Source organism: Paenibacillus salivarius (assembly GCF_051307165.1).
Lineage (GTDB): Bacteria > Bacillota > Bacilli > Paenibacillales > Paenibacillaceae > Fontibacillus.
Genome location: NZ_CP195592.1, coordinates 201,501 through 220,100, shown reverse-complemented (window position 1 = coordinate 220,100; position 18,600 = coordinate 201,501). Strand labels below are relative to the sequence as shown.

15 protein-coding genes and 1 tRNA gene are annotated in these 18,600 nt (G+C 51.2%); 2 read left to right on the top strand and 14 right to left on the bottom strand.

The window, feature by feature from the left end; genetic code table 11:
• Positions 1-888: 888 nt before the first annotated feature.
• From ACSFXJ_RS01065 to ACSFXJ_RS01030, 8 genes are all read right to left on the bottom strand, one after another.
• A complete protein-coding gene (locus tag ACSFXJ_RS01065; protein ID WP_435923391.1) occupies positions 889-1,899 on the bottom strand; it encodes a LacI family DNA-binding transcriptional regulator in 1,011 nt (336 codons plus the stop codon).
• A gap of 78 nt (positions 1,900-1,977) precedes the next feature.
• Positions 1,978-2,493: a hypothetical protein gene (locus ACSFXJ_RS01060; RefSeq protein WP_435923390.1), complete on the bottom strand. Its 516-nt coding sequence runs from the start codon at positions 2,491-2,493 to the stop codon at positions 1,978-1,980.
• A 476-nt stretch (positions 2,494-2,969) separates the two neighbouring features.
• Positions 2,970-4,256, bottom strand: coding sequence for a phosphopyruvate hydratase (gene eno, locus ACSFXJ_RS01055; RefSeq protein WP_435923389.1), 1,287 nt, complete (start codon positions 4,254-4,256; stop codon positions 2,970-2,972).
• A 436-nt stretch (positions 4,257-4,692) separates the two neighbouring features.
• Positions 4,693-6,240 (bottom strand): 2,3-bisphosphoglycerate-independent phosphoglycerate mutase, encoded by a 1,548-nt coding sequence (gpmI, locus tag ACSFXJ_RS01050; RefSeq protein ID WP_435923388.1) that lies wholly within the window; start codon positions 6,238-6,240, stop codon positions 4,693-4,695.
• Position 6,241: 1 nt separating this feature from the next.
• Positions 6,242-6,994 carry a triose-phosphate isomerase gene (gene tpiA / locus ACSFXJ_RS01045; protein ID WP_435923387.1) on the bottom strand — a complete coding sequence of 251 codons (753 nt, stop codon included), beginning with the start codon at positions 6,992-6,994 and terminating at the stop codon, positions 6,242-6,244.
• A gap of 156 nt (positions 6,995-7,150) precedes the next feature.
• Positions 7,151-8,332 (bottom strand): phosphoglycerate kinase, encoded by a 1,182-nt coding sequence (locus ACSFXJ_RS01040; RefSeq protein WP_435923386.1) that lies wholly within the window; start codon positions 8,330-8,332, stop codon positions 7,151-7,153.
• A gap of 231 nt (positions 8,333-8,563) precedes the next feature.
• On the bottom strand, positions 8,564-9,574 hold the full coding sequence (gene gap / locus ACSFXJ_RS01035) for a type I glyceraldehyde-3-phosphate dehydrogenase (protein ID WP_435923385.1): 1,011 nt from the start codon (positions 9,572-9,574) through the stop codon (positions 8,564-8,566).
• A 104-nt stretch (positions 9,575-9,678) separates the two neighbouring features.
• Positions 9,679-10,734, bottom strand: a complete 1,056-nt coding sequence (locus ACSFXJ_RS01030; RefSeq protein WP_435923384.1) for a sugar-binding transcriptional regulator — start codon at positions 10,732-10,734, stop codon at positions 9,679-9,681.
• Positions 10,735-11,117: 383 nt separating this feature from the next.
• On the opposite strand from ACSFXJ_RS01030, the gene ACSFXJ_RS01025 reads away from it, so the two are divergent.
• Positions 11,118-11,192: transfer RNA gene (locus ACSFXJ_RS01025), tRNA-Arg, on the top strand.
• 231 nt (positions 11,193-11,423) lie between these two features.
• The gene (gene clpP / locus ACSFXJ_RS01020; protein WP_331849246.1) at positions 11,424-12,020 is read left to right on the top strand and encodes an ATP-dependent Clp endopeptidase proteolytic subunit ClpP; all 597 of its coding nucleotides are present in this window, start codon (positions 11,424-11,426) and stop codon (positions 12,018-12,020) included.
• A gap of 261 nt (positions 12,021-12,281) precedes the next feature.
• Here clpP and ACSFXJ_RS01015 read toward each other — a convergent pair whose 3' ends face one another.
• From ACSFXJ_RS01015 to ACSFXJ_RS00990, 6 genes are all read right to left on the bottom strand, one after another.
• Positions 12,282-13,373: a PdaC/SigV domain-containing protein gene (locus ACSFXJ_RS01015; RefSeq protein WP_435923383.1), complete on the bottom strand. Its 1,092-nt coding sequence runs from the start codon at positions 13,371-13,373 to the stop codon at positions 12,282-12,284.
• Positions 13,374-13,441: 68 nt separating this feature from the next.
• Positions 13,442-14,350, bottom strand: coding sequence for a copper amine oxidase N-terminal domain-containing protein (locus ACSFXJ_RS01010; protein WP_435923382.1), 909 nt, complete (start codon positions 14,348-14,350; stop codon positions 13,442-13,444).
• Positions 14,351-14,466: 116 nt separating this feature from the next.
• Positions 14,467-15,510, bottom strand: coding sequence for an ABC transporter substrate-binding protein (locus ACSFXJ_RS01005; protein ID WP_435923381.1), 1,044 nt, complete (start codon positions 15,508-15,510; stop codon positions 14,467-14,469).
• Positions 15,511-15,787: 277 nt separating this feature from the next.
• Positions 15,788-16,594: an ABC transporter permease gene (locus ACSFXJ_RS01000; RefSeq protein WP_435923380.1), complete on the bottom strand. Its 807-nt coding sequence runs from the start codon at positions 16,592-16,594 to the stop codon at positions 15,788-15,790.
• Positions 16,594-17,442: an ABC transporter permease gene (locus tag ACSFXJ_RS00995; protein WP_435923379.1), complete on the bottom strand. Its 849-nt coding sequence runs from the start codon at positions 17,440-17,442 to the stop codon at positions 16,594-16,596. The genes ACSFXJ_RS01000 and ACSFXJ_RS00995 overlap by 1 nt, the downstream gene beginning before the upstream one ends.
• Complete coding sequence (locus ACSFXJ_RS00990) at positions 17,439-18,407, bottom strand: ABC transporter ATP-binding protein (RefSeq protein WP_435923378.1); 969 nt, start codon at positions 18,405-18,407, stop codon at positions 17,439-17,441. The genes ACSFXJ_RS00995 and ACSFXJ_RS00990 overlap by 4 nt, the downstream gene beginning before the upstream one ends.
• Between the last annotated feature and the right edge of the window lie 193 nt (positions 18,408-18,600).

Genomic DNA, 18,600 nt, shown 5'->3' with positions numbered 1-18,600 from the left:
GGCAAGCATGTTCCGACGAGCCCGTTCTGTCGATTACGTTCTAGTAAGCAGGATCCGGCGGTCCGTTCGATCACGCTCTATCAAGCAAGACCCGGCGGGCCTGTCTCTTCGATCACGCTCTAGCAAGTAAGACCCGGCGGGCCTGTCTCTTCGATCACGCTCTAGCAAGCAAGACCCGGCGGGCCTGTCCCTTCGATCACGCTTTAGCAAGCAAGACCCGGCGGGCCTGTCCCTTCGATTACGCTCTAGCAAGTACGATCCAACGTGCCGCTCTACCGCTCACATCTTATCAAACACGATCCAACGTGCCCCTTCTACCGCTCACATCTTAACAAACACGATCCAACGTGCCCCTTCTACCGCTCACATCTTATCAAACACGATCCAACTTGCCCCTTCTACCGCTCACATCTTATCAAACACGATCCAACTTGCCCCTTCTACCGCTCACATCTTATCAAACACGATCCAACTTGCCCCTTCTACCGCTCACATCTTATCAAACACGATCCAACTTGCCCCTTCTACCGCTCACATCTTATCAAACACGATCCAACTTGCCCCTTCCATCAATCATGTCCAATCCAGCAAGCATGCTCCCTGCCCACCGTAATCAGACCTTCCTCACGTAAACGTTTACTCACAAAGAAAATGGGGGCCTTCGGAAAATAGCGACTAAAAACGGCCTTATTGAGCTGATTTTGCAACTTTCCACGAAAATAAGGCCCATTTATACCGCTATTCCGTAAAAACTCGGCCCAAATGCCCTTCAAGAGCACGTTTGACGGAAAATAAGGACATAAATGTCCTCTATTTTTCCGTCATCCCGGCGAATCGGCCAAATAAGGACCTTTTTTACCGCTATTTCCGGGCCGAGCCGACACGACGCTACTGCTGCTCCAGCGTCTTCACCGTCCCGCGCTCAATCACCGTGTGAAGCGCGATTTCACTCGCGGCCGGGATGCCCGAATCCAGCTGGGCAATCAGCTTCCGGGCCGCGAGCCGGCCCATCTCCTGCAGAGGCTGGGCCACGGTCGTTAGCGGAGGATTGCTCATCTCCGCCAGCTTCAAGTTGTCGTAGCCGATGACCGACAACGCCTCCGGTACGGCGATGCCGCGCCTCGCCGCTGCCGAAATGACGGCGATCGCCATCTCGTCGGCCGCGGCGAACACCGCTGTCGTCTCCGGCGCAGTCTCGAGCAAGCGTTCCGCCGCCCGCAGGCCGCCTTCGAACGTGAAGCCGCCGTCCTGGACCATGGCATCCGCAAGCGGAATGCCATGGTCCCGCAAAGCCTGGCGGAAGCCGTCGTACCGCGGCTTCCCCGCAATGCGATCGGCCTCGCCGCCGCCGATCATCCCGATCCGCCGATGTCCCCGGCGGATCAAAAATTCGGCGGCATCGTACGCCGCCTGCCGGTCGTCCACTTTGACGTACGGGACCTCGTCAAACTCCGACTGTGTCGCTACGAGCACGAGCGGCACCCGCATCGCCTGGACGGCTTCATAATATTCCGGCTTCAGCACGCCGCTGGAAAAAATAATGCCGTCTACCCGCTTCTCCCTGAGCACCTGCAAATACTTCATCGTCCGCTTGCCGTCTTCCGCCGTATTGCAGACGATGACGCTGTAATTGTGCTCATGCGCCACCTCTTCGATCCCGTGCAGGATCTCCGAGGAGAACGAACTCGACACGCTCGGAAACAGCACCCCGATCGTCTCCGTCCGTTTATTAACCAGCCCGCGGGCAATGGCATTGGGCTGGTATTCCAGCTCCTTTACCGCTTGCATGACCTTAAGCCTCGTGTCCTCCGAATACCCGGGCAAATTATTGAGCACCCTGGACACGGTGGCCACCGATACGCCGGCCATTTTCGCTACATCTTTAATCGTTGAGCTCATTATGCCAAACCTTCTTCAAATGAATTCACCTTTATACGTAAACGTTTACTATCAATATATTTGAGTTTTACAGCTGTGTCAACGCTTCAGCCTCTTCTTCCATTTGTTCAACAAGCTTTCCCTCTTTTCCATGACTCCCCAACGTAGTCCTAAAATTATCGGCGGATAGTATATCGGTACCATCCAGTGATACGTGCCGTCTATTTTGTTATCTTTGTTCACTTTCAACGCCCATTTCCCAGAATAGGCCAATTGACCTTTATTTCTTTTCACATATTTACGAGCCTTTTCAAAATCAAACTCCTCTACTAACGACTCATCAATCTCCCGGCCCATTTGCTCTAATTTCAATTCTTTTTCTTCCCAAGACATTTCCGAATCCCAAATTTCGATCAATTGGTACCCTGTAAGGTGCTCCTCAATCTTATTCTTAAGCTCATCTGTAACATATGGGTACGATAACATCCTGTGATTATCAGGTAGAATCATATTAAAAATGCGATGTTCTCCTACAATCACCTCATATAGAGCCAGCGTGTATTCATCCACTCCGAAAGAAGTTTTTTTGGAACGATCTTGATCGATGCAGTTCAAAACCGAAAGCGGCCGAAGGAGATAATACACTTCACCTGATTCAGACCTCAGCGGCAAAATTCAACGTTCAAGTCGGGATCTTGCTCAAAAAGTAACTTCGCTTTCTGATTGATAACTAACGCTCCGGCATATCTGCCATATAAATCGGTGGCACGGCCTTTTTTCTTCTACACGTACCTCATACCCGCTCCATTGCTCCGCCAAGGGTTCTCCGCATCTCAATAGTTCATTTACTCTGGTAAAATCGTCGTCATGCACAAATTCCACCGAATCATTTGCCGGATGATAATCGAACAACCAAACTTTCATCTTTCCTTCTCCCCTCATACTTGTTTATGTAAGCAAAAAACGACCCTACCCCGAGATCCTGCATCCTTAGGTTGAGTCGTTGTTGTTATGTAAAAAAGAGGACCCGCCTACCGTATAACGTCAGACGGGTCCATTTTATGTTCAATCTTGAGGCACTATCAACCGGCTTAACGCTTCAGGTTATAGAACGACTTCAGGCCGTTGTATTGAGCCAGTTCGCCCAATTGGTCTTCGATGCGAAGCAATTGGTTGTACTTCGCGATACGGTCCGTACGGGAAGGCGCACCTGTTTTGATTTGGCCGGCGTTTGTAGCAACCGCGATGTCAGCGATCGTGCTGTCTTCGGACTCACCGGAACGGTGGGAGACAACCGCTGTGTAACCAGCGCGTTTTGCCATTTCGATCGCGTCGAAAGTTTCGGTGAGCGTACCGATTTGGTTAACTTTGATCAGGATCGAGTTACCGATGCCGTCTTTGATACCTTTTTCAAGACGCTCGGTGTTGGTTACGAACAGATCGTCGCCAACGAGTTGGATTTTGCCGCCCAATTTCTCGGTGAGCAATTTCCAACCTTCCCAGTCGTCTTCGGAGCAGCCGTCTTCGATCGTGATGATCGGGTATTTATCAACCCAAGAAGCAAGCAGGTCAACGAACTCAGCTGGCGTGTAGGATTTGCCTTCGCCTTCAAGATGGTATTTACCGTCTTTGAAGAACTCGGTGGAAGCTACGTCCATACCCAAGAATACGTCAACGCCTGGTTTGTAACCGGCTTTTTCGATCGCTTCCATGATCGAGGACAAAGCGTCTTCGTTGGAAGTGAAGTTAGGAGCAAAACCGCCTTCGTCGCCAACAGCCGTGTTCAGGCCTTTCGATTTCAGAACGGATTTCAGGTTGTGGAAAATTTCCGCGCCAACGCGAAGAGCTTCTTTGAATGTAGGAGCGCCAACAGGCAGAACCATGAATTCTTGAACGTCTACGTTGTTGTCGGCATGAGCGCCGCCGTTCACGATGTTCATCATCGGAACTGGCAATTGTTTTGCGTTGAATCCGCCAAGGTAAACATACAGTGGCAGGTCCAGAGCGTCAGCAGCTGCGCGAGCTACTGCCATGGAAACGGCCAGAATGGCGTTAGCGCCGAGCTTGCCTTTGTTAGGCGTGCCGTCCAAAGCGATCATCAATTTGTCGATGCCCAGTTGGTCCAGGGCGTCCATACCGATGATTTCCGGAGCGATGATTTCGTTTACGTTCTCAACGGCTTTCAGAACACCTTTGCCGAGGTAACGGGATTTGTCGTCGTCGCGAAGCTCAACCGCTTCGTGCGCGCCTGTGGAAGCACCGGAAGGTACGATCGCGCGTCCGATAGCACCGGACTCCAGATATACTTCAACTTCTACTGTTGGGTTGCCGCGGGAGTCAAGGACTTCGCGAGCATATACGTCAGAAATAATAGTCATTGTATATAACTCTCCTTTTTGGGTTGTATTGTTCGAATCATCTTCATCGTAACGACCGTCAGAGCGGTTATTTGAGCTAAAATCAACTTTTCGGAATTCTAACGGTTATATATTCGCTTATTTGCCTGATTTGGCGGCAAAGCCGGCTTCAACCGGAAAATAAGCGCTGCAGGAACCGTTAGACAACGATAGGCAGCATTTTCGCCTGAATAACGCCCATGGCAACCGTTAGCGCATCAGCGTCTGCATCAGCGTTAGCATCAGCAGTAGGCGTCAGTGCCAGAATCTGCATCAGCAATAGGCATTAGCACCAGTATCTGCATCTGCATCAGCATCAGCATCAGCATCAGAATCTGCATCAGCTATAGGCACCAGCGTCAGAATCAGCATCTTAGCTGGTTTTGCAAAAGACTGCGGCGAACCGCTCGCCTCTTTCCTACGCCTTCCGGCTGGCAATCATCGATTGCCCAGTCATTTCCGGCGGCTGCGGCAAGCCCATCAGGTCGAGCAGCGTCGGCGCTACATCGGCCAAAATGCCATGCTCGCGCAGAATCACGTTCTCGTCGGTCACGATGAACGGAACCGGGTTGGTCGTGTGCGCAGTGAACGGACGGCCATTCTCGTCGAATACCATATCCGCGTTACCGTGGTCGGCGATAATGACAACGACGCCGCCTTTCGCCTTAACCGCGTCTACCACTTTGCCGACACATTCGTCGGTCACTTCAACCGCCTTTTTCGTCGGTTCCAGCATGCCGGAGTGTCCGACCATGTCCGGGTTCGCAAAGTTCAAAATGATCGCGTCATGCTTGTCGGCTTCGATTTCCTTCACGCAGGCATCGGCCACTTCATAAGCGCTCATTTCCGGCTTCAAGTCATACGTCGCGACCTTCGGCGAATTGATCAGGATGCGCGTTTCGCCCGGAAGCTCAACGTCGCGTCCGCCGCTGAAGAAGAACGTAACGTGCGGGTATTTCTCGGTCTCCGCGATGCGGAGCTGCTTTTTGCCATGCTGCACAAGCACTTCGCCGAACGTATTGTCGAGATCTTTTGGCTTGTATGCCACATATCCTTCCACCGTTTCGGCAAACAGAGTCAAGCAGACGAAATGCAGGTCCTTCGGAAACTTCGGTCCGCGGTCAAAGCCATGGAAATCCTTGTTCGTGAATACGTTGGACAATTGGATCGCACGGTCCGGACGGAAGTTCAGGAACACGACGGAGTCGCCGGATTCCACCAGCGCGATCGGCTGGTCATGTCCGTCCACGATAACGGTCGGCATGACGAATTCGTCGAATACCGATTTCTCGTACGACTCGGTTACGGCCGTGATCGGATCGGTATATCTCGGGCCTTCGCCGTACACCATCGCACGATAGGATTTCTCTACGCGTTCCCAGCGTTTGTCGCGGTCCATTGCGTAGTAACGTCCTTGTACCGTAGCGATTTTGCCCACACCCACTTCCTCGATCTTGGCGATCAGGCGCTCAATAAAGCCCTTCGCGCTGTCGGGAGCCACGTCGCGTCCGTCCAGGAAAGCATGGATATACACATCTTGCATATCCTCTTGCTTCGCCAGGTCGAGCATCGCGAACAAGTGGTCGATGTGGCTGTGTACGCCGCCGTCGGACAAAAGTCCGTACAGGTGCAGCTTCTTGCCCTTCGATTTCGCGCTGCGAACCGCGTCAACCAGCGTTTCGTTTTTGAAAAACTCGCCTTCGCGAATCGATTTGGAAATACGGGTCAAATCCTGATACACGATCCGTCCGGCGCCGATGTTCAAATGGCCCACTTCGGAGTTGCCCATTTGCCCTTCCGGCAAGCCTACGGCTTCGCCGCAAGCGGTCAGGGTCGTGTTCGGATATTCCTTCAGGTAGCGGTCGTAGTTAGGCTTGTTTGCCTGAGCGACCGCGTTCCCTTCCACCGTATTGCGAAGTCCGAAGCCGTCCATGATGATCAATGCTACTGGTTTTGGAGTGGCCATCTTACTTTGCCCCCTCGACCAATTGGATATAGGAAGCCGGTTGCAGACTTGCGCCGCCCACGAGAGCGCCGTCGATGTCGCTTTGGCCCATATATTCCTTCACGTTTTCAGGTTTTACGCTGCCGCCGTATTGAATACGGATCTTGTCGGCCACGTCCGCGCTGTACAGGTCTTTCACCAGGCTGCGGATGTAAGCGATGACTTCGTTGGCATCCTGCGAAGTGGAGGATTTGCCGGTGCCGATGGCCCAGATCGGTTCATATGCGATGACGACCTGTGCGGCTTGCTCCGCGGACAATCCTTTCAGCGCCGCTTCGGTTTGCACCTTCACGACATCCTTCGTTTGTCCCGCTTCGCGTTCTTCCAGCTTTTCACCCACGCAAGGAATCGGAGTCAATCCGTGTTTAAATGCGGCATGAACCTTTTTATTCACGATTTCATCGGTTTCGCCAAAATAAGCGCGGCGCTCGGAATGCCCGATAATGACATAATCCACGCCCAGCTCTTTCAGCATTCCCCCGCTGATTTCGCCGGTAAATGCGCCTTCGTCTTCGAAATGCAGGTTTTGGGCGCCGATTTTGATCGACGTACCTTTGGCGGCTTCCACCAAAGCCGGAAGATTGGTAAACGGAGCGCAGATCACGCTCTCTACGCCTTCAACCTCCGCTTTCCCTTTTACCGCTTCGAAGAAAGCTTTTGCTTCGGAAACCGTTTTGAACATTTTCCAGTTTCCTGCAATAATAGGTGTTCTCATCAGAGCACACTCCCTTCAAGAGGTAACTCAAAAAGTCATCTTTTGATCACGAAGCGATAACAGACAGCATCATCGACATCGAATCTTGAATTCAGCCGAGCCTTCATCCAACCTTCTCGGTGCTAAAAGCCTGACCTTTTGAGCTTTTATTATAAATTATTTATCGTTCAAAGCCACAACGCCAGGGAGCGCTTTGCCTTCCATGAATTCCAGGGAAGCGCCGCCGCCCGTGGAGATGTGATCCATCTTGTCGGCCAGTTTGAATTTCTCGGCTGCCGCCGCGGAATCCCCGCCGCCGATGATGGTGTAGCCTTCGGTTGTAGCGCAAGCTTGAGCTACTTCTTTCGTACCGTTTGCGAAAATATCGATTTCGAATACGCCCATCGGTCCGTTCCAAACGACCAGTTTGGAATTTTTGATGATTTCGGCGTATTTCGCACGCGTTTTAGGACCGATGTCCACGCCTTCCCAGTCGGAAGGAATGCTGTCGATATCCACTTCTTTGTGGTTCGCGTTCGCGCTGAAGTCGTCAGCGACTACGATGTCCACCGGAAGCACGAAGTTTTTGCCGAGCTTCTTCGCTTTTTCGATGAAGCCGAGAGCAACATCAAGCTTGCTGTCGTCGCACAGGGATTGACCGATTTCATAGCCTTGGGCTTTGAAGAACGTGTATGTCAATCCGCCGCCGATCAAAACGTTGTCGGCGATCGTCAGCAAGTTGTCGATCACGTCGATTTTGTCCTTCACCTTGGAACCGCCGATAATCGCTGTGAAAGGACGATCCGGGTTCGACAAAGCTTTGCCGAGAACGGACAATTCTTTTTCCATCAGCAGACCGGAAACGGCTGGCAGATAGTGAGCGATACCTTCGGTCGATGCATGCGCACGGTGAGCGGCGCCGAAAGCGTCGTTCACGAACAGATCGGCCAGCTCCGCGAATTGTTTCGCCAGCTCAGGATCGTTCTTTTCTTCGCCCGGATAGAAACGGACGTTTTCAAGCACAAGCACGTCGCCATTGTTCATAGCGGCTACTTTCGCTTTTACTGCGTCACCGATCGCTTCGTCGGCTTTAGCAACCTCTTTACCCAGCAATTCGCCAAGGCGTTTTGCAGGCAGCGTCAAACGCATGTCTTCGTTCACTTGGCCCTTCGGACGTCCCAAATGGCTCGCCAAAATGACTTTCGCGCCGTTTTCGATCAAATATTTGATCGTCGGCAGCGTTTCGCGAATCCGGGTATCGTCGGTAATTTGACCGTCTTGCATCGGTACATTGAAATCCACGCGGACAAACACGCGTTTGCCGGTTACTTCCACATCACGTACACTTTTCTTGTTCATCTCCACGTTCCTCCTATAGGCGTGACTCCAGATTTCTCTCCTAAGCGGTACTGCTTCTCTAGAGGTAGTTCAAAAAAGTCACCTGATTTTTTGAACTACCATTTTATCTAATGGAACTCTTTTTATCTAAAACGGTGTGTGTGAATGTCGAATCAATAAAAATTCATGAACCAAAGAGGAGTCCTCGTTGAAGGTATCTCCTCTTTGGTCTTGTTATCAAGGATCTGTTAATTACTTAACTTTTTTTGCGAAGTATTCCAAAGTACGAACCAATTGAGCGGTGTAGGACATTTCGTTGTCATACCAAGCAACGGTTTTAACCAGTTGTTTGTCGCCAACAGTCAATACTTTCGTTTGCGTAGCGTCGAACAGGGAACCGAAAGTCATTCCTTTGATGTCCGAAGATACGATTTCGTCTTCTGTGTAGCCATAAGTTTCTGGGTCGGAAGCGGCTTTCATAGCTTCGTTGATTTCAGCTGCAGTTACGTTCTTCTCAAGAACAGTAACGAGCTCAGTCAGGGAACCTGTTGCAACTGGAACGCGTTGAGCCGCGCCGTCCAATTTGCCTTGCAGTTCAGGGATAACCAGACCGATTGCTTTTGCAGCACCAGTCGTGTTAGGGATGATGTTTTCGGCAGCGGCACGGGCACGACGGAAGTCGCCTTTCGCATGAGGAGCGTCAAGCGTGTTTTGGTCGCCAGTGTAAGCATGGATCGTAGTCATCAAGCCTTCAACGATACCGAATTTGTCTTGAAGCGTTTTAGCCATAGGAGCCAAGCAGTTCGTTGTGCAAGAAGCACCGGAAATAACCGTTTCCGAACCGTCAAGGATTTCATGGTTAACGTTGTAAACGATAGTTTTCATATCGCCTGTAGCAGGTGCGGAGATAACGACTTTTTTAGCTCCGCCTTTCAGGTGAAGCTCAGCTTTTTCTTTAGTCGTGAAGAAGCCTGTGCACTCGAGCACGATGTCTACGCCAAGCTCGCCCCAAGGCAATTCTTCAGGGTTACGGTTAGCAAGTACTTTAACTTCTTTGCCGTTTACTTTGAAGAAGCCGTCATGAACTTCAACTTCGCCGTCGAACTTGCCTTGCGTCGTGTCATATTTCAACAGGTGCGCCAACATTTTGGCGTCTGTCAGGTCGTTGATTGCTACAACTTCAATGCCTTCCACGTTTTGAATACGGCGGAAAGCCAAGCGTCCGATACGTCCAAATCCGTTAATACCAACTTTTACACTCATGAAAAGATCCTCCCAGTGTTCAATTTTTTTTATTATTCAAGACAGGCTGATTAACCCGTCATGAGTAAACATAATTTCATTATTCCCCGCGAAAAAGAAACCCGCTATTCCGCCGCGCGGCCCGAACGAAGTTCGATTTCCTTCACGATTTCCTCGGCTGCGGCTTCGTCCGTGACCAGAATATCTTCCTGTCCGAACTGCAGCACCGCGTGAATCGCCTTCGCCTTGCTCTTGCCGCCCGCGATCGCGATGACGGTTTCCGTCCTCCGGATGTCTTCCAGCCGAAGGCCCAGGGTCAGCATTTTATGAACCACAATGCCGTCTTTGTCAAAATAGTACCCGTAAGACTCGGCAAGCGCGCCTTCCTTCTTTAACTCCTGGAGCATTTCTTCCCCAAGCTTGCGCCGTCTTGCCATCTCCATAGCATCCCCGATTCCGTGCACAATCACCCGCGCTTGGCGGATCATTCCTACGATATCATGGATGTTCGGATCGTTAACGAGCGATTCGTAGGCTTCCTTTCCGAGCAAATCGGGAACGTGCAGCAGGCGATAACCCGCTCCGACCCGCTTCGCCATATTGGAAGCTATCGTATTCGCTTGAATCTCCAAGCTCTCGCCAAGTCCGCCCCGTGCGGGAACGAACCAACTATGCTTCAGCGAGACGCTCGCCGGCGGATTCAATTGTTCCGCAACCTCGGCAATTGTCGATCCTCCGGTTACGGCTACAACGTCGTCGCCATTCATCACCCCAAGCAGCGCCTTGGCTCCTGCCCGGCCGAGTTCCTTCTTGGCCAGCGGTGAAGCTTCACTGTCACCGGGTACGATCACCACTTTGCGAAGCCCGAATGCCGTGCGGATTCTCTCTTCCAGATTGGACAATCCGAAGATTTCATTCACGATCGGCTCCAGCTCTTCCAGCAGTTTTCTGCCCGAATCACTGATTCTCATGCCTATATTCTCGATTTCAATCAGGCCCTGAGCCTTCAGGAGATCCGTCTCGGCCCGCAACACTCGTTCCGTCATGTTTAGTGACACCGCCAGAGTTCTGCGGCCGATTACGCCCGACAACAAGATCTGGTGAAGAATGGTGTACCGTTTCTTGAGAATTTCCATGAGATCAGGAAGAAGCTGCTTTTGCATTTCCAAAATCGTTCGCATGCTTTCCACTCCTGCAAGCTTCGTCTTCTCTCTCCTTCTCCTTGGCCTTAAAACGTCCCGGGTTAACTTTTTAAGTCCCACTGTTATTTTAACCAATTTCTACACCTGTTGCAAGCCTGACGTCCGTATAATTTACCAAGTGTTTTCTACTTATGCATGCCCCAAATCGTAGAGGCTTAATCGTTTCGGCCGATAACAAAAAAAGGCCCCCGATTGATGTAAAATAGACGACGATCGACCATCTATCCTCAGCAACAGTAGACTCCCATATCATTAACCGCATCCCTCCAAAAAGAACCATTCATTTTTTTGGGATCGTCGCTTGCTTTTTATGTCGGGATATCATATAATCATTTTTGCTACGCTAAACGAATGACTGATATGCGCCCGTGGTCCAATGGATATGACGTAGGCCTCCGGAGCCTGAGATCGAGGTTCGATTCCTCGCGGGCGCGCCATTTAACTTTATGAAATCGAATGTCCGTCCTGAAACGGACTTTTTTATTACACTGGGTTTGACCTTCTTTGACTTTTTGTTTAAAATTGTTTATCATGAGGTTAATATTCATCGATTCCGTCAATTCTTAAAATGCGGGTTTAAAAAGGATGGCTTTTTTAAACAACCTTTTAAGTTGATTGAACCGATTGTGAGTGCAAGCATCGATCCAATATATAAGGAGGTTTTATCGGTGAGTTATATTCCTATGGTTGTAGAACAAAGTAACCGCGGAGAACGCGCCTACGACATTTACTCCAGATTGCTGAAAGACCGCATCATTTTCCTCGGTTCCCAAGTCAATGACGTCGTCGCAAACTCCATCATTGCGCAAATGCTGTTCCTTGATGCGGAAGATCCGGGCAAAGATATTCATTTGTACATCAACAGCCCAGGCGGTTCCATTACGGCCGGTATGGCTATCTTTGATACGATGCAATTCATCAAATCCGATGTCTCCACGATCTGCGTGGGCCTTGCGGCTTCCATGGGTGCTTTCCTGTTGAACGCCGGCGCTCCGGGCAAACGCTTTGCCCTTCCGAACAGCGAGATCATGATTCACCAGCCGCTGGGCGGAGCGGAAGGCCAAGCTACGGACATCGAAATCCGCGCACGCCGCATTCTGAAAATGCGCGACAAGCTGAACAAAATTTTGGCCGAGCGCACGGGCCAACCGCTGGAACGTATCGAAAAGGATACCGACCGCGACTACTTCATGAGCGCCGCGGAAGCGAAGGAATACGGACTGATCGACCGTGTTATCGAGAAAGTAACGCCTCAAGGCGTGTAATAAACAACAAAAAGGCTGCCTGTCGAGCTTTACGCTCGGCGGACAGCCTTTTTTTGTTGCGCTAACGGAACCTACAGCCGTTATTTCTTCAAAAACACCGGCTTTCGGAACTTAACGGAACCCACAGCCCTTATTCCCCTCAATCAGCACCATTACTGAGCTGAAGAAGGCAAATAAGAGCTTATAGATCCGTTAGATGTTCGAAATGTGGAATTCGGAGCAAATAACGTCTCCCAGTTCCGTTAAGCAGCAAACACAAAGTTACCTCTTGACTCCCAGCTCCGAAAACGAAAAGTAGAACTCCGGGAATCCGAATACATAAGGCAAGTAGTCATACAGTTGGAAAAAGATGACCACCCCGTCATTCTTCAGATAGAAGTCGGGATTGTTGCCGATCGTTTTAAAGCCGCCGAAATACCCTTCCGTTTGCTGCAGCTGCTTCGCGATCGAAGGATCGACAATATTGCGGAAGTCGGGATTCGCGCGGAGCACCTCGTCCAACGTCAGCAGTTTGCCATCGCTCAGGCGGAACGTCAGCCCTTCCCTGAAGCTGATGCCGTGCGCCCCTCCGGTATACGCGTAGGTCTGCTCCAAGATGCTCAGCAGCCCTTCGCGGTTGAAGGTAACCGTATAGTTGCCGAGAAACTCGTAAGGGGCTCCGCTCGGAGAGGGGAGAGCATTCTGCGCTTCCTTCAGCGACTTTTTCACAAAAGCCTCGGCTCTGGATTGCAGCTCCGCATTGATCTTGCGCCCCGCTTCTTTGCTGCGCAAGCCGCTGACCTGCGGATACTCGACTTTAATCGAAGCTCCGGGAAGGGACTTCTCCATCGTTCGGGTTTCGATCTTGATATTGTTCAATCGATGCGGTACGAGGTTCAGCGTATTTTTCGTCTTATCCCAATCCGAGGTGTAGCCTAGATGGTTCGTCAGCACATCTGCGGATACATACGGTTTCCCTTCAACGACCTTCCATGCGTAAGGGAGCACCTGTGTACTTCCGTCCACGACGGCTTTTGCGCCAATGTCGGACGGTGTCAGCTGAACGACGACATTTTGACGTTTTAGCGTATATGTGTTTGTCCGCTCATCGTACTTTACCGGGATGTTCAAACCTTTGCGAATCAGCTCCAGCGGCACCAAAACGCCCTCTTCCCCTTGCAGCCCTTCCTGCTTCAACGGCTTTCCTTTCACCGTCACCTTAACCGGTCGGTTGCTCTGGGGGGCCGTCACGGCCCAATCGGAGGCGGAGGCTTCGGCAGTTGCCGAACCGGTTCCGACTGCAGCCCCCGGGAGCAGCAGGAGCGCCGCCAACAGGGTCTTACCTATTTGAAAGAGCACTTTTTTCATTCTCATCGTCACCTCTTCATGGAGTTAACCCAATTATGCCCGGAACGATGAAAATCATGCTATGCCTTTATCGGTTAAGGTTTCGGTTTGACGTCCTTGCGGATTTCCCCTTCGATCGGGGCGATGGACGGATATTGACCGTCGCTGTAATTCGTGTCCGAAATCCTTCCCAATTCCTTAACCTCCCCATTCTCAGCGATGACCCCGTACATCACCAAACCGGCCATCCAGTTGTCGGCGAAATAGTAAGACTCGCCAAAAGCCTTCGGAGGCGTCCCGGCTTCCGCCTTATCGCCAAGCGAATCCTTCTGCCATTTTACGATCCAAAGCCCTTCCTCGTTGACTTCTCCGTACCACTCCATGCCTTTGTGTTCCCTGAAGGAACGCAGCGCTTCCCCTTTAGGGAATGTATATGAGGTCGTAAAGCCTTCCCCGGTTACCGGCAGCGGCTCCGAACCCCGGTTGAACACCGGCTCTAAACCGGTGACCACCTCCCGGGCTGCGGTCAAATCACCGCTCATCATCGTTTCGTAATCCTTCTGCCCCGAAGGCGTCCGGATCACGACCCGTTTCTCGGCGGCATTGTAGGAGGCGTAGCCCCCCAGTTCTTCGGAGACAAACCTCATCGGAACAAAGGTACGTCCATTCTTAATGATCACGGGAACATCCAGCTCGATTTTTTTGCCGTTCGCTTCGGCGGTTTTCCGGCCTTCCTTGAGTTTGATGGTCTTACTCTTTGTGACCTGCGTGACTTCTACCGTTTTCGTCTTCGCGTCGTAAGCAACGCGCCAATCCGGGTCCCGCAACTCCGATAGCTGCACCAGGACTCGGTTGTTCACGGTCATACTTCCGCCTTGCTGCCTGCCGTTAATATACACCGCAGGCCCATCCTCCGAAGGAAGCGCGGATGCGGGCGGCACCACCGCAAACATGGAACCGACAATCAGGGCTGCGGCTGCCGTTTTTTTCAAGTGCATGAACATGATTTAACCTCTCCTTAACGTCTAAAATTGTCATATCCTCTAGACGCTTGCCGGATGCAAGAAGTTTCCAAAACGAAAAAAAAGAACGCGGATTTCCCGCGCTCTTTCATCTTTGATTACCGTCCGCTCTTAAGTTCGGTCCAGAAACGGTCGTACAATTGAAGCTGTTCGCCGACATCGCCGAGCCATTCCGTCCGGGACAATTCGTCCTGGGACAGGTTGATCATTTTATCATTATTGTATTCTTCGCTATGGAATTCATGGGCTTTGACGTTAGGGTCGCTGTAACCGATGGATTCGTAGTTTTTCGCGCTCGTTTCCGGATCCAGCATGTAGTTGATGAACTTCTCCGCCAGTTCCTGATGCTTGGCGTCCTTCGGAATCGCATAGTTGTCGGACCAGATCGTTCCGCCTTCCTTCGGCACCACGTATGCCACGTCCGGATTATCCTTCGCGATTACCGAGGCGTCGCCGGACCATACCGTCGCGATCCAGCCTTCTTCCTGAATCATTTTTTGCTTGATATTGTCCGTGTCAAAAGCGAGTACGCTCGGCAGCAATTTCTTTAAATCTTCCACGGCGGCGGTAATTTCGCCTTCATCGTTCGAGCTATTGGATTTGCCGGCTTTTTTCAACGCCATGCCGATCATTTCGCGGTTGTCGTCCAGCAGGATGACTTTCCCCTTATATTCCGGGTTCCAAAGATCCTCCCAGCTGTCGATTTCGTCTTTGACATACTTGGTATTGTATGCAATCCCCGTCACCCCGGAGGTGTAAACGACGGAATACTTGTTGCCCGGATCATAGGACGGGTCCTTGAACGCTTCGTCCACATTCGCGAAGTTCGGAATGTTATTCATATTCAACGGCGCCAACAGGTCCTGCTTGATCATCGTGGCGACCATATAGTCGGAAGGCTGGATCAAGTCATATCCCGATCCGCCCGCTTTAATCTTGGCGAGCAGCTCCTCGTTGTTGGCAAACACGTCATAGTTAATCTTCACGTCGTACTCTTTTTCGAATGCCGCGAGCACGTCCGCGTCGAAGTTATCGGCCCAGCTGTAAATGTTCAGTGTTTCCTTGGAAGATCCGCAACCGGATAAAAGCCCGAGAGCCATCGTCGCCGCCAGCACCAGGCCGGCCCATTTCATTTTTTTCAATTCTCTATCTCCCTTCGGGTGTGGACTCTTATATAAGGCGAAACCGGTTTGGTTGTGGTAGCAAGTCCGTAAAATGTTCCTACGATCGCTGTTGCTCCCGGATTTCTCTGATTATTCAGATTCAAAATAGGTTGAAATCCGATCACAAAGGCGACCACAAGCTTATGCTTCCGATGCAGCTTTCTTTCAGAAAGCTTTGAGTTTCTCCGGAATCATTTTACTCCCATGCCTTAAACCAAATGACATATCCACCTTATATAAATTAGTTTTTTTATCTTCAAAACGGAAGTACCGATTGTTTTTTCTGGCCCTTTCCTCGATTTAACATGAATTGAGCCAGGAAAATCAATGTAACGCTCACAAGGATCAAAATCGTACACAGCGCGTTAATTTCCGGGGAAATACCCCGTTTCACCTGACCGTAAATGTAGATCGGCAAGGTCGTGGAATTCGGGCCGCTGACGAAAAAGCTGACCATAAAATCATCCAGCGACATCGTAAACGCGATCAAGGCGCCGGAAATGATCCCCGGCATGATTTGCGGCAAGGTGACGTGGCGAAACGTCTGCCAGGCATCGGCTCCGAGATCCTGGGCCGCTTCTTCCAACTGGCCCCCCGTGCCCGTCAGCCTTGTCGTCACGATCACATACACATAGGAAATACAGAACGTGATATGCGCAATGATGATCGTCAGCTTGCCGAGCTCGATATGAAACTGCGTAAAAAGAACGAGCAAAGATAGCCCCATGATAATATCGGGAATGATGATCGGCAAATACAGCAGGCCGCCCATCCCCGTTTTCATTTTCCGGCCGGCTTTGCGAATCGTTAGAGCCGCCAACGTGCCGAGCAGAGTTGAAAATACGGTAGCCACCACAGCTACGATCAACGTGTTGACCAGCGCCTCCATCACCTGACGGTTTTGAAACAAGGAAATATACCAATCGAACGTAAATCCGCTCCAGTCGGCGGCAAGCCGTGAGCTGTTGAAGGAATACACGATAATAAACGCGATCGGTACATAAATAAAGATCATGACCAGCAAGGAATGAATCCCGAGCAAAGGGTGGTTTTTCGCCTTCATCAGCGCCCCTCCTTCACGGTTAAATGTTTGGAAGTCATCGCCTTGTTAAAGAGGACGATCAAAATCAGCGACGTGATCACAAAAATGACCGACAGCGCCGAACCGAACGGCCAATTCCGCGCCCCCAGGAACTGGCTCTGGATGATATTGCTGATCATCGCCGATTTGGCGCCGCCAAGAATATCTGTCACAACGAACATCCCCGACGTAGACACATAGACGAGTACCGCGCCGGTCATAATGCCGGACTTCGTTTGCGGCAGCGTAATATGCCAGAATGATTTCCATCCGGTGGCACCCAAATCGCTGGCGGCCTCCAGCAGCTTTTTATCCATTTGCTCCAAAGCCACATAGATCGGCAGCACCATAAACGGAATAAAGGTATAAACCATACCGAGCAGCACCGCGCCTTTGGTATAAAGCAGCTGCAACGGCTCCTGGATGAATCCCAAATCGATTAGCAAGTTGTTCACGATGCCCTGCGTTCTGAGCAGAAGCACCCAGGCGTACGTCCGAATCAAAAAGTTGATCCAAAACGGAATCGTAATGAGCGCAAGTCCCCAGGTCTGCATTTTGGGTCCCGCGTTCGCGATGTAATAGGCCAGCGGATAGCTAAGCAACAAGCATACAACGGTCGTTACAACGGACAAAACAATCGTATCCCAATAAATGCCCAAATATAGCGGATCAAAAAAGGTTGCGTAAGAGTCCAGATTAAAATCGAACACGACATTGCCGTTTACATCCCGACCCATAAAAGAGATCACGACCACGATCAGCATCGGGACGATCAGAAACAGGCACAGCCACAAAAGGACCGGCATCAGGCCTAAGCGTGATCTTCTCATGGCCCGATAACCACCTCGTCCTCCGGATTCCAGTTCACGCCGATCTTTTCTCCGACTTCCCACGGACGGTCATCCGTAAAATCAAGGACGATCGAGACCGTCATCGGCTCGTCATCCAACTGGACGACCAACTTGTGGATGCTGCCGAGGTAAAGCACGTCGAGCACTTCCCCCGTCCGTTTGGCCCCTTCGGGATTCCGTTCCGCGCGGAGCTTCTCCGGACGAACGGCAAACAACCGCCCGTCCATGGAGAAAATGTTATTCTCCCCGACAAAAGTGGCGGCGAACAAGGTTTTCGGAGTGGCGTAAATCTCCCGCGGCGTACCGATTTGTTCCACCTTGCCGCTGTTCATGATCACGATCCGGTCGGACATCATCATCGCTTCTTCCTGATCATGCGTAACGTACACGAACGTAATGCCCAGGCTCCGCTGCAAATGCTTCAATTCGGATTGCAGATTTTTTCGCAGCTGCAGGTCCAGTGCGCCAAGCGGCTCATCGAGCAGCAGCACTTTAGGCTTGTTCGCGATCGCGCGGGCGATCGCCACGCGCTGCTGCTGTCCGCCGGACAGCTGATGCGGGTAACGCTTGACGAGCGGCGTCAGCTGCGTCATCGCGACCGCTTCCTCTACCCGCTCACGCTGTTCCTTGGCCGGCATCTTTTTCATTTTCAACCCGAAGGCGATGTTATCTTCCACCGTCATATGCGGGAATAAGGCATAATGTTGAAAGACGAGGTTGAGATCCCGGCGATTCGGCGGCAGGCTTGTCAGATCGGTGCCGTCCAGCAGAATCTTCCCTTTGGACGGATACTCGAAACCGGCAATCATGCGGAGAATCGTCGTCTTGCCGCAGCCGCTCGGGCCCAGCAAGGTTAGGAATTCCCCTTCCTTTATGGTGAGCGATAGCGGATGCACAACGACTTGTCCTGCAAAGTGTTTTTCGACCCCGGACAGTTCGATCATCTATGCATCAACTCCTTGAATGTAGGATTAAGAAAAAAAAGCCATATCCATTGGTATGGCTTTAACAGTCTTTCGATTCATTTTTTGCATATCCAATATACCTTGTTTTGGCGCGGGTTACAACAATTTTTCTTAAGTGTATTCAGAGGTAAGGCAAATTAAAGAAAAAAGGTTCAAAAAATTAAAAACGCCT